At 69.2% G+C, this 14,055-nt stretch carries 12 protein-coding genes; 5 read left to right on the forward strand and 7 right to left on the reverse strand.

From position 1 onward, the window contains the following. Positions 1-3: 3 nt before the first annotated feature. The 3 genes from OHN19_RS42155 to OHN19_RS42165 form a co-directional block, all read right to left on the reverse strand. Positions 4-858: a carbohydrate ABC transporter permease gene (locus OHN19_RS42155; protein ID WP_330269289.1), complete on the reverse strand. Its 855-nt coding sequence runs from the start codon at positions 856-858 to the stop codon at positions 4-6. An 88-nt stretch (positions 859-946) separates the two neighbouring features. Further along, on the reverse strand, positions 947-1,861 hold the full coding sequence (locus OHN19_RS42160; RefSeq protein ID WP_330269290.1) for a sugar ABC transporter permease: 915 nt from the start codon (positions 1,859-1,861) through the stop codon (positions 947-949). Next, a complete protein-coding gene (locus OHN19_RS42165) occupies positions 1,858-3,222 on the reverse strand; it encodes an ABC transporter substrate-binding protein (protein ID WP_330269291.1) in 1,365 nt (454 codons plus the stop codon). The genes OHN19_RS42160 and OHN19_RS42165 overlap by 4 nt, the downstream gene beginning before the upstream one ends. A gap of 304 nt (positions 3,223-3,526) precedes the next feature. Here OHN19_RS42165 and OHN19_RS42170 point away from each other — a divergent pair, with 304 nt between their 5' ends. The 5 genes from OHN19_RS42170 (at position 3,527) to OHN19_RS42190 (ending at position 8,095) form a co-directional block, all read left to right on the forward strand. Further along, the gene (locus OHN19_RS42170; protein ID WP_330269292.1) at positions 3,527-4,288 is read left to right on the forward strand and encodes a FadR/GntR family transcriptional regulator; all 762 of its coding nucleotides are present in this window, start codon (positions 3,527-3,529) and stop codon (positions 4,286-4,288) included. Between the two features lie 202 nt (positions 4,289-4,490). Beyond that, a complete protein-coding gene (locus OHN19_RS42175) occupies positions 4,491-4,997 on the forward strand; it encodes a SigE family RNA polymerase sigma factor (RefSeq protein ID WP_330269293.1) in 507 nt (168 codons plus the stop codon). A gap of 11 nt (positions 4,998-5,008) precedes the next feature. Further along, entirely contained in the window at positions 5,009-5,512 is a 504-nt protein-coding gene (locus tag OHN19_RS42180; protein WP_330269294.1) for a hypothetical protein, read from the forward strand. A 73-nt stretch (positions 5,513-5,585) separates the two neighbouring features. Then, the gene (locus tag OHN19_RS42185; RefSeq protein ID WP_419249566.1) at positions 5,586-6,809 is read left to right on the forward strand and encodes a glycosyltransferase; all 1,224 of its coding nucleotides are present in this window, start codon (positions 5,586-5,588) and stop codon (positions 6,807-6,809) included. Next, entirely contained in the window at positions 6,806-8,095 is a 1,290-nt protein-coding gene (locus OHN19_RS42190; RefSeq protein ID WP_419249567.1) for a glycosyltransferase family 39 protein, read from the forward strand. Before OHN19_RS42185 ends, OHN19_RS42190 begins: the two co-directional genes overlap by 4 nt. 64 nt (positions 8,096-8,159) lie before the next feature. On the opposite strand, the gene OHN19_RS42195 is transcribed toward OHN19_RS42190, so the two are convergent. The 4 genes from OHN19_RS42195 to OHN19_RS42210 form a co-directional block, all read right to left on the reverse strand. Next, complete coding sequence (locus OHN19_RS42195; protein ID WP_330269296.1) at positions 8,160-10,718, reverse strand: CBM35 domain-containing protein; 2,559 nt, start codon at positions 10,716-10,718, stop codon at positions 8,160-8,162. Positions 10,719-10,798: 80 nt separating this feature from the next. Then, positions 10,799-11,653, reverse strand: a complete 855-nt coding sequence (locus OHN19_RS42200; RefSeq protein ID WP_330269297.1) for a carbohydrate ABC transporter permease — start codon at positions 11,651-11,653, stop codon at positions 10,799-10,801. Continuing rightward, complete coding sequence (locus OHN19_RS42205) at positions 11,650-12,606, reverse strand: carbohydrate ABC transporter permease (protein ID WP_391197640.1); 957 nt, start codon at positions 12,604-12,606, stop codon at positions 11,650-11,652. Before OHN19_RS42205 ends, OHN19_RS42200 begins: the two co-directional genes overlap by 4 nt. A gap of 75 nt (positions 12,607-12,681) precedes the next feature. After that, a complete protein-coding gene (locus tag OHN19_RS42210; protein WP_330269298.1) occupies positions 12,682-13,992 on the reverse strand; it encodes an ABC transporter substrate-binding protein in 1,311 nt (436 codons plus the stop codon). Positions 13,993-14,055 lie beyond the last annotated feature (63 nt).

Raw genomic sequence — 14,055 nt, forward strand, 5'->3', positions numbered from 1 at the left:
CGGTTACTCCTTGGTGGCGCCGGCGAGCATTCCGCTGACCAGGAAGCGCTGGGCGAACAGGAACACGACGAGGACGGGGGTGATGGCCACCAGCGTCGCCAGTGCCAGTTGCGGGCGTTGGATCGCGAGGGCACCGACGGTCGGGTTGAACGACGGCACATTGCTGAGGAGACTGCCGACGCCCACCTGGATCGGCATCTGGTCGCTCTCGGGGAGCATCACGTACGGCAGGAAGTAGTTGGTCCAGTTGGCGACGAAGCTGAAGAACCCGACGAGCGCGATGACGGGGGTCGCCAGCGGCAGGGCCACATGACGGAAGACACCGAACTCGGAGCAGCCGTCCATCCGGGCCGCGGCCAGGAGGTCCTTGGGCACGGCGGTGGTGAAGTAGATGTACGTCAGGTACACCCCGAACGGGTAGAACGAGTACGGCAGGATGATCGACCACATCGTGCCGATCAGGTGCACCGCGTTGATCTCCAGGAAGAGCGGCACCACCAGCGTGGCGTTCGGCATCAGCATCACGACCAGGGTCGCGATCAGCAGTGTGCGGCGGCCGCGGAACTCGGTCATCGCCAGGGCGTACCCGGCCGGGATGGCCAGGCAGAGCGTGATGACCAGCGAGATCGCGGCGTAGAGGGCGGAGTTGCGCAGCCACAGCAGGACGGCGTCGTCCTGGAAGGCGGTGAGCGCGTGCCAGTTGGCCTTCAGCGCGTGCCAGGATCCGAAGGACAGGGGGTTGTCGTGGACCAGCTGCTGGTCGGTCTTGGTCGCGGCGAGCAGCAGCCACAGCACCGGCAGCACGAAGAACACCACGAACACGGTGAGTACGGAGCCCGCCAGCAGCCGGGAGGTCACGTGCCGCGGGGGGCGGTGGTGTGCTCGTGGCTCTCCAGGTCGCGTTCGGCTCGTCACGTCGGCGACGGCAGGTGGAGTGGTTCGCGTCTCAGTCGGCATCGAAGAACCCCGATCGTGCGACGAAGACACCGGCGACCGACACGCTGACGACCAGGAGCTCCACCGAGACCGCTGCGGCGCCGTTGATGTTGTTCATCTGGAAGGCGAAGTCGTACGTCAGCTGGTTGAGCGAGTAGTCGCGGCCGGCCACGCCGGTGCTCGCCAGGGAGAGCAGCTGCGGCTCGACGAAGAGCTGGGCGCCGCCCGCGAAGGCCAGGATCACCATGTACACGATCCACTTGCGGAGCATGGGGATCTGCACCCGCCAGGCGGTCTGCCAGCCGTTCGCTCCGTCGATGCGCGCGGCCTCCATGACGTCCCTGGGAATGTTGTTGAGCGCGCCGTACATGACGACGATCCAGCCGCCCGCCCCGGTCCAGAACGCGATGATCGTGAACAGCAGCGCCAGGTTTCCGGGGGCGATGACCTCGCCGAAGGTGTGGAAGCCCAGCGTCTCCAGCAGGGAGCTGACCGGGCTGACCGTCGGGTCGAGCATGAACAGCCACACCAGGACGCTCGCGGCACCGGCGAGGGCGCCGGGAATGTAGTAGAGGAAGCGCAGTGCCTGACTGACCGGTCCGGAGGACAGCCGGTGCAGCAGGAGCGCGAGGACGACCACGAACACCACGAGCGACAGGAGCCAGAAGACGAGGTACAGGGCCACGTGGCCCAGGGAGTCGACGAAGCGGAAGTCCTGCGCGGTGGTGACGAAGTTCGAGATGCCGGTGAAGGCACCGCCGGCGTTCGTGAACGCGAAGTAGATGGCGTAACACGTCGGGAGGACACCGAAGGCGATCAGCAGCAGCACGTAGCCGGCGACGAATGCCACGCCGGCCCGGCTCTGCCGGGAGGTGCCGCGAGGGCGCCCCCGGACAGAGCCGGCCGAGGAGTGCGTGACGGTCACTTGGAGACCTTGTATCCGTCGGCCTGGGCGTACTTGACGATCGAGTCCTGCCAGGCGGGCAGCAGCGACTCGATGGTCTTGCCCTGCGTGATGCCGGGCTTGACGGTGGCGGCCCAGATGGCCTCCTGGCTGAACTGGCCCGAACCCCAGTCGGACCACACCTGCGAGGAGGCGTCCTTGAGGGCCGTGAGGTCACTGGCGTAGTACCCGGAGGCGGCCTGTGCCTTCAGCCAGTTCTCGGCCGCCGGCGCGTACGCCGGGAAGCCGGGCGCCTTCTCGCCCTGGTAGGCGTTGTCGGTGGTGACCCACTTCAGGAAGTCGGTGGCCGCCTTGAGGTGGCTGGAGTGCTTGGACAGCAGCCAGGTGCCGCCGCCGACGTTGCCGGTGGAGGGGGAGGTGTCGCCCTGCCACTGCGGGATGGGCGCCACCGCTATCTGCTTGGCCGGGGTCTTGAGGCCGTCCTTGAACACCGCGCCGCCGTACCAGGCCGGACCGGGCATGAGCAGGACCTTGTCGGCCTCGTTCTTGGCGAAGTCGGTGCTGAAGACGCCGCTGATCGACATGGACCTGTTCTTGATCAGCACGTCCAGCAGTGTGGCCATCTTGGTGCAGGCCTCGCTGGTGGTGTTGACGGAGACGGCCTTGGGGCCGGTGATGTGGTTGGCGCCGCACTTGCTCGCCCACAGGTAGATCTCGGGGGTGAAGGTGTCACCCGCGTCGCCCACGAGGTAGCCGGGGTGCTCCTTGGCGACCTTCTCGCCGAGCGCCTGGTACTCCTCCCAGGTCGTGGGGACGGTGTAGCCGAACTTCTTCAGCAGCGGAGCGTTGTACCAGAGCACCGCCTGCGAGAGGTCGTTGCGCAGGCAGTACAGGGTGCCGTCGACCGTGCAGACGTCGTTCGAGCCCTTGGCGAACCCGCTGAGGGTTGCGGCGGGGATCAGGCCCTTGTTCAGGGGCGCCGCGAAGCCCGCGTCGACGGCCCAGCTCGCCTCGTTGTTCTGGGAGCTGAAGACGACGTCCGGCCAGCCCTTGCCGGTGCGGTTGAACAACTGGACCTTCGTCTGGAGGTAGTTGGACCCGTTGGCGTCGCCGTCGTAGCTGACGATGTTCATCTTCACGTCCGGGTGCGACGCCTGGTACTGCTTCGCGGCGTCCATGCGGGTCGCGTCCACCCATACGGTCAACGCCCCGTCGTTCTGGGCGGCTTGGGCGAATCCGTCCTTCGTCGTGCCGCTGGTGCCGCCACCGCCGCCGCAGGCGGTCACGGTGAGCAGCACGGTGGCGGCGCAGCCCGCCAGCAATGCGGCACGTCTCCTGCTGGTCCCTGTCTCCTGACGGACCGAAGGCTTGTAGACGGACATGAGCGACTCCACTCGGTTTGCGTGAGGGCTGACGGCTCTGTCGTAACCGCCGCGGATGAAATTAGCCGCCATATCCGAGACTCCGTCAAGGGGTGTGTCCGGCTTTTCTCCGGCACATCACGGCATGATGAGGCGTTGATATCGCCTCGTAACTCGGGCTTATCGGCTTTATCGCCCATAACTTCTCTGGTGATCGCCAACTGATGGCCTCGAATGAGTAGTACTCATCCGGGGCTGGGGTACGATGACTGCGACTTCAAGGCCGATCGGTCACCGTCGTCGCAGGTACTCGGAGGCAGGACACATGAACGACACGCCCGCCGTGACGGCAGCGGTGAACGGCTCGGACGAGCGGCGCGACTACCGGCCCGGTTACGAGGTCGTGGCGGAGCGGATTCTCGAGTTCATCGCCGAGTCACGCCTGGTCCCCGGCGACCGGATGCCCACGGAGAACGACCTGGCCCAGCAACTGGACACCAGCCGTGCGGTCGTCCGGGAAGCCGTGAAGATCCTCTCGGCGCTCGGCCGGGTCCGGGCGCACAAGGGGCGCGGACTGTTCGTCGCCGACGACGAGGGCATGCTGGTCACCAGCCGTTGGGGTGGTTTCTTCCGGCCCGTGGACCTCGACCACGTGCTCATGCTGTTCGAGTTCCGCCGGGTTCAGGAGATGGCGGCCGCGAGACTCGCGGCCACCCGTGCCACGCCCGCCGAACTGCGCGCCATCGAGGTGGCCATGCAGCAGTGCCGGCACGGGTACGCCCACGGCGAGGTCGACGTCTTCAACCAGGCCGACGACGACTTCCATACGGCGCTGGCCGCGGCCTCGCACAACACCTTCCTCGGCAGCGCGGTGCGCGACGCCCGGCGACTGCAGCGCCAGTCCAGTGCGATCGGCATCCACGACAGCTTCAACGAGGGAACCGCGGCCGCGGTCGAGGAGCACGAGGCGATCTACCGGTCCATTCGCGACGGCAAGCCCGACGAGGCCGCCGAGGCCACGGCCGTACACCTGGACCGGACGCTGGAGGACTACCGACGGGAGATCCAGCGCCGCCTGTTCGGCTGACCTTCCCGCCGGGACGCGCAAGAGGGGCCCTGCCGCAGCGCGGCAGGGCCCTTTCCAACGCCGGTCGCAGAGCGACGAGTTGCCGGTCCCGGTTGCCCCCGGGCCTCGCGTGACCCAGATCACGCCCCGCGAGTGCAGCGCGAGCCGCGGTCCAGTGCCTTTCCCCAGGTGTAGGCAACCACGGAAAGCAGGGAAAGTGCGGATGGAGCAGGCTCGGGCCGGTGAGTTCGACGCGTTCGTCGCGGCCCGCTGGTCGGCGTTGATCCACCTCGCCCGGCTCCTCGTCGGCGGCGACCGGCACCGGGCCGAGGACCTCGTGCAGGAGTCCCTGGTCAAGCTGTGGTTCGTGTGGGCCAAGGTCGCCGACGACGCGCCGGAGCCCTATGTCCGCAAGGTGATGGTGCGCGCGGCGGCACGCGCGGGCCGACGCCGCTGGTGGGGGGAACGCCCCGTCGAGCAGCTGCCCGAGACGGCGATGGCCGGGGACGTCTCCGCGGACGTGGCGGAGCGGTCCCGGCTGGAGGCCGCGCTGAACCAACTGCCTCCGAAGCAGCGGGTCGCGGTGGTGCTGCGCTACTACCAGGACCTCCCCGAAGGACAGGTGGCGGAGGCGCTCGGCTGCCCGGTCGGGACCGCCCGGTCCCATGCCGCCCGGGGAGTGGCGCGGCTGCGCCGACTCCTGGCCGACGTCATCGAGCCGGTCCAGTGAAGGAGGGCCCCATGGATCACTTCGAGCGGGAACTGGCCCGGATGATGCGGGGTTCCGACGAGCCGGCCGCCTTCGAGCCGAGGCACCGGGAGCGTCTGCGGGCCGGGGTGCGTCACCGCGGCCGCGTCCGGGCCGCCCGCAGGGCCGCCGGCTCCGTGCTGGCCGTCGCCGGCCTCTGTCTCGGGCTGTTCCTGCTGCCCGACAAACCGTCCCAGGTGGAACCGGCGGATCACGACCCGCTCCCCACCCTCACCACGACACCGTGGACATCCTCGCCGCCCGGCACGCCCAGCAGTTCGCCGAGCCCCTCGTCCTCCTCGGCCACCACCGGACTACCCGGTCGCACGGACCTCGCCCCCGTCACCACGGGACCGCCCACCGCGCCGGTCACGACGGGGAGCGCGTCCGGCGCGACCTCCTCCTCGACCTCCAACTCGACCTCGCCCCCGCCCACGGGGACGGCGACGTGGAACAGCGAGTACCCGTCGGTCTCGACCTCGCTGGTCACGCCGTAACCCTCGAACACACCCCCGTTCGCCCCAAGTGTCTTCAGCATGCCCTGACCAAGCGCGCAAAAGAGGATCAACCATGAGAAAAGCCGGGCCACTTCACGTGCGAGACTCGAGCCGCCTCCCGCGCCGCGCACCGGTCCCGACGCATCATCCGGAGGCCGTCCTGGACGTGGTCGTTCCCGTCTTCAACGAAGAGGCGGACCTGGAACCGAGCGTGCGGCGGCTCCACGCCCATCTGCGGGAGACCTTTCCCTACCCCTTCCGGATCACCGTCACCGACAACGCCAGCACCGACCGCACCCCGCAGAGGGCCGCCCGGCTGGCGCACGAGTTCCCCGAGGTCGTATCGCTGAAACTGGCCGAGAAGGGCCGCGGCCGTGCGCTGAGCCACGCGTGGTCGCTCTCGCCGGCCCCCGTCCTCGCGTACATGGACGTGGACCTGTCCACCGACCTGAACGCACTGCTGCCGCTCGTCGCCCCGCTGATCTCCGGGCACTCCGACATCGCCATCGGGACCCGCCTGGCCCCGGGCTCCCGGGTGGTGCGGGGTCCCAAGAGGGAGATCACCTCCCGCTGCTACAACGCCCTGCTGCGCTCCACGCTGGCCGTCGGCTTCTCCGACGCCCAGTGCGGATTCAAGGCCGTGCGCCGGGACGTGGCCGAACGGCTGCTGCCCCTGGTGCAGGACTCCGGGTGGTTCTTCGACACCGAACTGCTGGTCATCGCCGAGCGGGCCGGGCTGCGCATTCACGAGGTGCCGGTCGACTGGGTGGACGACCCCGACAGCCGGGTCGACCTCCTCGCCACCGCGCTGGCCGACCTGCGCGGCATCGTCAGGATCGGTGGCGCGCTCGGCCGGGGCGCCTTCCGGCCGGCCGCCGTACTGGGGCGCGGTGCGGCCGAGGTGACGGACGGGCCGATGCGCCAACTCGTGCGCTTCGGCGCCGTAGGAGCGGTCAGCACCCTCGCGAATCTGCTGCTGTACGCGGCGCTGCGTCCCCTGACCGGAGCGCAGGCCGCGAACGCGCTCGCCCTGTTGGTCTGCGCCGTTGCCAACACGGCCGCCAACCGGCGTCTGACCTTCGGACACGGCGGTCGCGGCCACGCCCTGCGCCACCAGGGCAGAGGGCTGGTGGTCTTCCTGATCGGCCTGGCACTCACCGCCGGATCCCTGGCCGTGCTGCACCACGAGGCGCCCACGGCCACCCACCACACCGAACTCCTCGTACTCCTCGCCGCCAACCTGGCCGCCACGCTGCTGCGGTTCGTGCTGTTCCGGATGTGGGTCTTCCGCGCATGAACAGAACCGCCACCCCTACGACCGCCCCCCGCACACGGACCTGGAACGCGAGGCTCTCGCAGCCACCCGCTCCCGGCCGGCCCCGCACCACAGGCCGTTGGTGCCGACTGCGCCGAACCGCCGCCCACCACGGCCCGGTCCTGCTCATGTACGGCACGCTGAAGCTGATCGGCTTCGGGGCCTTCATGTACCTGCTGCACTCCACCGGCGACTACCGGAGGAAGAACCCGCGCTTCGGCGGCGGCGCCCGCCCCTGGGACGTCCTGGCCACCTGGGACGGCTGGTGGTACCAGCAGATCGCCGAGCACGGGTACCACCCGCAGCTCGTCCCGGTCCCCGGAGCCACGGGCCTGATCACCCTCGAAGGCAACTCGGCGGCGTTCTTCCCGCTCTACCCCGCACTGATGCGGCTCGTCTCCGAGCTGACCGGCCTCGGCCCGTACGGCGCCGGCCTGCTCGTCTCGATCCTCGCGTCCTTCGCCGCCGCCCTCGGGATCTACGCCGTGGCGGAGCGTTTCGGTGGCCGGCGGGCCGGGTTGGCCGCGGCCGGTCTCTGGGCCGTGTGGCCCGGTTCCGGCGTGGAGTGGGCGGTCTACTCCGACTCCCTGTACGTCGCCCTGGCCGTGTGGGCCTGCCATGCCGTCATGAGCCGTCGGTGGCTCACCGCCGGTCTGCTGACCTGTGCCGCGGGGCTCAACAGACCCACGGCCGTGGCCCTGATCGCCGCGGTCGTCGTCGCCGCGCTGCTCGCGCTCCACCGCCGAGAGGACGGCATCCGGCGTCCGATCGCCGCGATGGCGCTCGCTCCGCTGGGCCTGCTCGCCTATCTCGGCTGGGTCGGCCACCGGATGGGTGACTACACCGGCTACTTCCGGCTTCAGTCAGGGGCCTGGGCCCATGAATGGGACTTCGGCCGGCAGACCCTCGACGTCCTCACCTCGGTCCCGGTGGGCCGCTCCGACTACCTTTTCGCCTGGCCGTTCGCGGACATGATCGGCGTCGGTGTCGTCCTGCTCGCGCTCGTCCTGCTCCCGCTGCTGTTCCGGATCCGTCCCCCGGCCGTTCTGACGGTCCACACCGTCCTCACCCTCGTTCTCGTCCTGGGCAGTCAGCAGATCTTCGGCAACGTCTCGCGCTATCTGCTGCCGCTCTTCCCCCTGTTCGTCCCGGCCGCCCTGGCCCTGCGCCGCCTCGGCCCGTTCCACCTGTACACCCTGCTCGGCACAGCGGCCCTGGCCTCCGGCTCGTACGCGGGCTACGCCCTGTTCGAACTCGGGGTGCCGTGACGATGCCCGGGCGGCCGGGTCCGGAGGGTCGGCCGGGACCCCGCGGGCCCCGGCCGAAACACCGTCAGCCGTTCAGCGGTGCGACCGTGACGCGGTCGATGTCCGGTGCGTAGGCGGAGGCGTTGGCGAACGTGACGGTGTTGCTGCCGGCCTTGAGCGTGACCGGCACCGGCAGGTACCAGAAGTTGGACCAGCTGTAGCTGTTGCGGAACATGACCCGCTGCGTGGTGTCCCCGACCGTGATGTCGGCCGCCCGCGAGACGACGTTGGTGTTGTAGTTCCCCGATCCGGCGAGCTCGTTGTTGGCGTACCGCACGCTCATGACGTACCGCCCGGCCTTCGCGGCGTTCACCTTCAGGGTCAGGGTGTTGCCCGGCCCGTCGCCGATGTACCCGACGTACTTGCCGCCGGAGGTCCAGGTGTTGGAGGCGACCGCGGCGGTCCCGGCGAGGAGGCCGTCCTCCGCCTCGTAGGCCGTCACGCCCTGCGTACTGGGCGCGCCCGTCACCGTCAGATCGCCGATGGTGAGCCTGCCGGATCCCGGAACCGCCGCGGTCACCCGGTTGTTGCCGGCCGTGAGGTACAGCCGCAGCGTCGTACCGGAACCCTTGCCCTTCGTCGGGGGCAGCGTGGCGGCGGTCGCGCCGTCCAGGCTCAGCGTGCCGGGGCCGGTGGCCGAGTAGTCCGCACGCACCGAGTAGTAGCCGTCCGCCGGGACATCGACGTCGAAGACGGCCCTGTCCCCCTTGTCCAGCACCAGCGCGCCGGCGCCACTCGTGCCCGAGTCGCGGTAGTCGTACGACGGGGAGCCGCTGATGTCGGCGTACGTCGCCGGGTAGATGTCCCGCGGGGTGACCGACGCGGTCAGGTCGATCTTGTCGAGGGTCACCTCGCTGGTGCCCTTGGCCAGGGTCAGGGTGTGGGTGCCCGCGGTCAGGGTGACCGGCGTGCGCACGATGGAGCGGTAGGTCCAGTTCAGGGTGGACCCGTAGGTGAGGGTGACCGGCGAACCCCCGTCGACCGTGAGGGTCTGGGTGGAGGGCGTGCCGGACTGGTTGCCGTAGAAGACGTCCAGGTCGTAGGTGCCCGTCCGCGGGACGTCCACCGTGAACGCGACCTTGCTGGTCGGCTGGTTGAGGCTGCCGACGTCCTTGGTGCCGGAGGTGGCGAAGCCGTAGGGGTTGGACCGCGAACCCTGCGAGTAGACCGTGCCGGCGGTGATCGCCGCGTTCTCCGCCTCGTACGACGCCGACCAGGGCAGGCTCGCCACGGCGGGCGCGCCCCTGCCGGCCGGGTTGACGGTGACACGGTAGGCGGCCATCGGGTCGAGGCCGGTGAGCGACACGGTCACACTGCCGCTCTCGGAGACCGCGGCGGTGGTGCGGGAGACCACGCCCGGTGCGGCGGCGGCGCCCTCGTAGCCGCTCCAACCCACGCGCTCCACGGTCACGTTGACCTTGCGGCCGAAGGAGGACGGGATGTGCCGCAGCACGGTGTCGACGTTGCCGGAGGTGCCGCCCAGCAGTACCTGGGCCTGCTTGCGACCGGTGTCCAGCGACCCGATGCCCTGGAGCGTGTCGGTGGTGTCGGCCTGTGGCGGGGTGACCTCGACGGTCCTGCCGCTCAGGCCCGCGTACCAACGCAGCAGCCACCAGGTGCCGTTGGGGATGTTGGTCTGGACGGCGTTGTCGTTGAGGTTGCCGGCGATGTTCCAGTACGCCTGGTCGGCGTAGACCTTGTTCCGCTCGAACAGTGACAGCCACTGGACCATCTGGCCCGGCACCGACTGGTCCCGGCGGTTGGCGAACTCGTTGATGCTGACCGGGAGTTCGGGAATGCCGGTGTTTTTCTCCAGGGTCCGGTAGGCGGCCAGCGTGGTCTTGAAGCTGGACAGGGATCCGGGGTCGAGTTCGTGCCAGGTGGTGATGTCCGGCAGCACGCCGTTGGCCTCGGCCCAGGGGTAGAAGTCGTTCATGAGGCGCGTGTCGTAGTGCGTCTCGTTGGGCCCGGCGATCCTGGCACCCGGGATGATCGACCGGATCTTCTGGTAGACGGTGGCCCAGTCGCTCTCGAAACGGTCGCGGGCCTTGGTGTAGGTGGCGGTGTCGGAACTGCCCAGACCGCCGTACCAGTTCCCGTCGGGCTCGTTGAACGGCACCCACACGAAGTCGTCGGCGTCGGGGCGGGCGGCGACCTTGCGGACCATGGTGTCGACCTTGGCCAGGTAGTCGTCCAGGCCGAGGTTCTCGTAGGGCCACTGGGCGTAGTAGTCCTGCATGTAGATGTACACGTCGCCGCCGCCGCTGCGGTCGTAGGCCGGCTTGACCGTCAGCGCGTCGCCGTTGGGGTGCTGCAGACCGTCGGGGGCCTTCTGCACGATGGTGGTCATGTGCAGGGGGTCGAGCAGGTTGTCGCCGGGGACGCCGTCGTCGCTGAGACCGTAGAGCGTCCCGTTCGCGCCGTGCATCACCGCGCCGGTGGTGTGCCCCAGGTCGACGGTGAGTCGGGGCGTCGCCGCCTCGGCGACCGGGGCGGTCAGCGCCATGCCGGCCAGGGCGGCGGCGACGGTGGACACCGCGACCAGACGGCGCGGGTGTCGTGGGCTGTGCGGGGTTCGGGGCATGAGTGTCCTCCGCCTCCCGCGTCGTTGCGGGAGGATCGTGGATGCGGGCGCGGGTGGGGTGATACGGGGGAGTTGCGGGGCTATTTGACGGCTCCGCTGGTGATGCCGGAGACGACGCGTCGCTGGGCGACGACGAAGACGGCCACCATGGGCAGGCTCATCATCACGACGTAGGCGAAGATGAGGTGCCAGTTGTTGAGGTACAGCTGGGCGTTGGCGACCTGGTACAGGTTGAGCGGCAGCGTCGCCTTGTCCCCGCCGCCGAGGACGAAGAAGGCGTAGAAGATGTCGCTCCAGGCGAACAGCATCACCATGATCGTCGCGGTGGCGATGACCGGCCGCAGCAGCGGCAGGATGACCTGGAAGAAGACCCTCGCCGGACCGGCGCCGTCCATGCGGGCGGCCTCCTCCAGCTCCTCGGGGAGGTTCCGGATGAAGCCGGTCATGAAGAAGATCGACGTGGAGAGGTACATCCCGGTGTAGACGGCGATCATGCCGAGCTGGCTGCCCGCCAGGCCCATCTGCCGCAGCTCCATCACGATGGTGATCACCGCGGGCGGCAGCAGCAGGCCGCTGATGCTCAGCGCGTACAGCGTGCCCACCAGCCGGCCCTTGCGGCGGGCGAACACCCAGGCCGCGCCCGCGCCCAGCAGCAGCACGAGGACCACGGACGGCACGACGACCAGCAGGCTGTTGACGAAGCCCTGGATCATCTTGCCCTGGTCGAAGGACTGTCGGTAGTTCTCGGCGGCCTGCACGTGGTGCGGCAGCGACAGGTTGGGCTTGATCGCCTCCGCCTGCGGCTTGACCGAGGTCACCGCCACGAGCCAGAGCGGAATGCCGATCGTGACGGCCGCGACCACGAGGACCACGGCGGGCTGCACCCAGCGCAGCGGGCCGCGCCGCGCGGGAGCGGGGACGGGAAGGGCGGTCATTGGTTGTTCTCCCTGCGGCGCAGACCGACGATGACCGGTACGGCGAGGACGACGACGATGAGGAACAGCACCAGGCTCATCGCCGAGGCCTGCGCGTACAGGCCCTGTCCGAACACGCGGAACATGTAGATGTTGAAGACCTCGGTCTCGCTGCCCGGGCCGCCCGCGGTGGTGGCCTGCACGATGTCGAAGGTGTTCATCGAGCCGATCAGGGCCGTGGTGACGTTGAACGTGACCGCCGGTGCCAGCAGCGGGAAACGGATGGCCCAGAAGGTGCGCCAGGCGCCGGCGCCGTCGATCCGGGCCGCCTCCAGGACGTCACCCGGCATGCTCTTCAGGCCCGCCAGGTAGATCAGCATGGCCAGGCCCATCCACTTCCAGCCGTGGATGAGGGTCACCACGACCAGGGTCCAGGTGGTGGATCCCAGCCAGGGCGTGTCGACCTGGTGGCCCGCCAGCGAGGACAGCACGCTGTTGAGCGCACCGTCCTGGGCCAGCAGGGCGCGGAAGATGTAGCCGACCGCGAGGGCCGAGATCAGCACCGGAAGGAAGAACACGGCCCGGAAGAACCGGTTGAACCGGGTGTCACGCTCCAGCAGCAGGGCCAGGGCGAGCCCGAAGCCGTTCTGGAAGAGGGCGACCAGGACCGCGTACTCCACGGTGATCCGGATGTCCCGCAGCATCGAGCCGTCCTGCAGGATGCTGCGGATGTTGGACAGGCCCGCGAACCTGATGTCCGCGTGGAACGCCGACCAGTTGGTGAACGGGTAGACGAAGTTCAGCAGGTTCGGCAGCAGGAAGAACACACCGAACACGGCGAGCGCGGGCAGGGCGAACCACCACGGCTGGTTGGACTGCGCACGCGGCCGACGCCGCGGACCGCGCCGCGGGGAACCGTCCGTCTGCTTGCTGGGTTCGACGTCGGTGACGCCGACGGTGGCTGTGTCCGCCACGTCTCACCTCCGGTGAGGGCCCCGGACCGTGCGCCTGCGAGCGGGCCGGGGCGGTGCTGGAGAGGGGGCGGAGGGTCAGAACCCGGAGACGCCACGCGCCTTGAGGACCTGGGTGAACTGGTCCTCGGCGGCCTGGGCGACCTGCTCCGGCGTCTTCTTGCCGTAGATCATGTCGGCCAGCGCGAGGTGCATGTCGGGCGCGGTGAGGGCCTTGACCTGGAACACCCCGGTCGCGGAGGACAGTGCCTGGGCCTGGGCGAGGGCGGTCTGCGGCAGACCGTCGGGGTTGGGCACGGACGGCTCCACCGAGACGACCTTGTTCGCCTTGATGTAGGCCGGGTAGTCCTCACCGAGCCAGAAGGACAGGAACTGCCGGGCGGCGGTCTGCCGCTTGGCGTCACCCGTGTTGAAGGCGACCACGCCGTTGGTCTGGTCGGGGGAGTACAGGGCCTTGTCGGAGCTGTTGGAGACGGGGAACCAGCCGAGCTTCCGGTCCATCTCGGCGGTGCTGGAGGTGGCCTGGATCTCGCTCTGCAGCGAGGTGACGTTGACGGCCATCGCGGCGCTGCCGTCCAGGAGTGCCTTGCCCTGGTCCACGAAGGTCGCGGTCTTGTAGTTCTTCTGCGCCAGGCCCCCGTCCAGCACCTGCGACTTGTACTTCTTGATCGCGTTGACGATCACCGGGTCGGTCCACTTGGCCTGGTTCTTGTTGAGCTTGTCCCAGAAGCCCTGGGGCAGGTCGGTCATCTGGAGCTGGACCTGCCACTGGAGCGGCCACTTGTCGCCGCCGACCTCGAAGAACGGGGCGACGCCCGCCTTCGCCTTGATCGTTCTGGCGGTGGCGAGGAGGTCGTCGTAGCTGGTGGGCATCTTGGTGACGCCGGCCTTCTTGAAGACGTCCTTGTTGTAGTAGACGCCGAGGGTCGCCGGGCTGGTGACGATCGCCGCGTACCGGTGCCCGCCGACCTGGCCGAGGCCCTGCTCGGTCTTGCCGAGCTTGGTGACCCAGTCCTCCTTGTCCAGCTGGAGCAGGTTCTTCTCGGGCTGGACGAACGGCAGCGTGCTGCCCGTGGGCTGCCAGAACATCAGGTCGGGCTTGTCGCCCGAGGCGAGCTTGGTCGGGACGTTCGACTCGTAGGGGTCCGGGATCACCTGGGTGGTCACGGTGGCCCCGGTCGCCTTCTGGAATGCGTCGATGACCTGCTTCGGCTCGGCGACGCTGTTCTGCGCCACCCACATGGTCAGGTGGACGCCCTTCAGGCCGGCCGTGGCGTCGACCGAGCCGGTCGGGGCGGCGCCGGTGCCGCCCGCGGTGCTGTCGCTGCACGCGGTGGCGGTGAGGCCGAGCGCACACGCGACGGCGAGGGCGGAGGCGACTCTTTTCATGGATCTGTCCTTAGGCACGCGAGGGTGGGAAGAGCTGTGCTGTGGAACATGGGGGGACGGCCG

This window comes from Streptomyces griseorubiginosus (assembly GCF_036345115.1).
GTDB lineage: Bacteria > Actinomycetota > Actinomycetes > Streptomycetales > Streptomycetaceae > Streptomyces > Streptomyces griseorubiginosus_C.

Excerpts from the sequence above, each read along its gene's own strand:
- OHN19_RS42165 (WP_330269291.1), bottom strand. The coding sequence starts at position 3,222 with ATGTCCGTCTACAAGCCTTCGGTCCGTCAGGAGACAGGGACCAGCAGG.
- OHN19_RS42170 (WP_330269292.1), top strand. The coding sequence starts at position 3,527 with ATGAACGACACGCCCGCCGTGACGGCAGCGGTGAACGGCTCGGACGAG.
- OHN19_RS42175 (WP_330269293.1), top strand. The coding sequence starts at position 4,491 with ATGGAGCAGGCTCGGGCCGGTGAGTTCGACGCGTTCGTCGCGGCCCGC.
- OHN19_RS42180 (WP_330269294.1), top strand. The coding sequence starts at position 5,009 with ATGGATCACTTCGAGCGGGAACTGGCCCGGATGATGCGGGGTTCCGAC.
- OHN19_RS42185 (WP_419249566.1), top strand. The coding sequence starts at position 5,586 with ATGAGAAAAGCCGGGCCACTTCACGTGCGAGACTCGAGCCGCCTCCCG.
- OHN19_RS42190 (WP_419249567.1), top strand. The coding sequence starts at position 6,806 with ATGAACAGAACCGCCACCCCTACGACCGCCCCCCGCACACGGACCTGG.
- OHN19_RS42195 (WP_330269296.1), bottom strand. The coding sequence starts at position 10,718 with ATGCCCCGAACCCCGCACAGCCCACGACACCCGCGCCGTCTGGTCGCG.
- OHN19_RS42200 (WP_330269297.1), bottom strand. The coding sequence starts at position 11,653 with ATGACCGCCCTTCCCGTCCCCGCTCCCGCGCGGCGCGGCCCGCTGCGC.
- OHN19_RS42210 (WP_330269298.1), bottom strand. The coding sequence starts at position 13,992 with ATGAAAAGAGTCGCCTCCGCCCTCGCCGTCGCGTGTGCGCTCGGCCTC.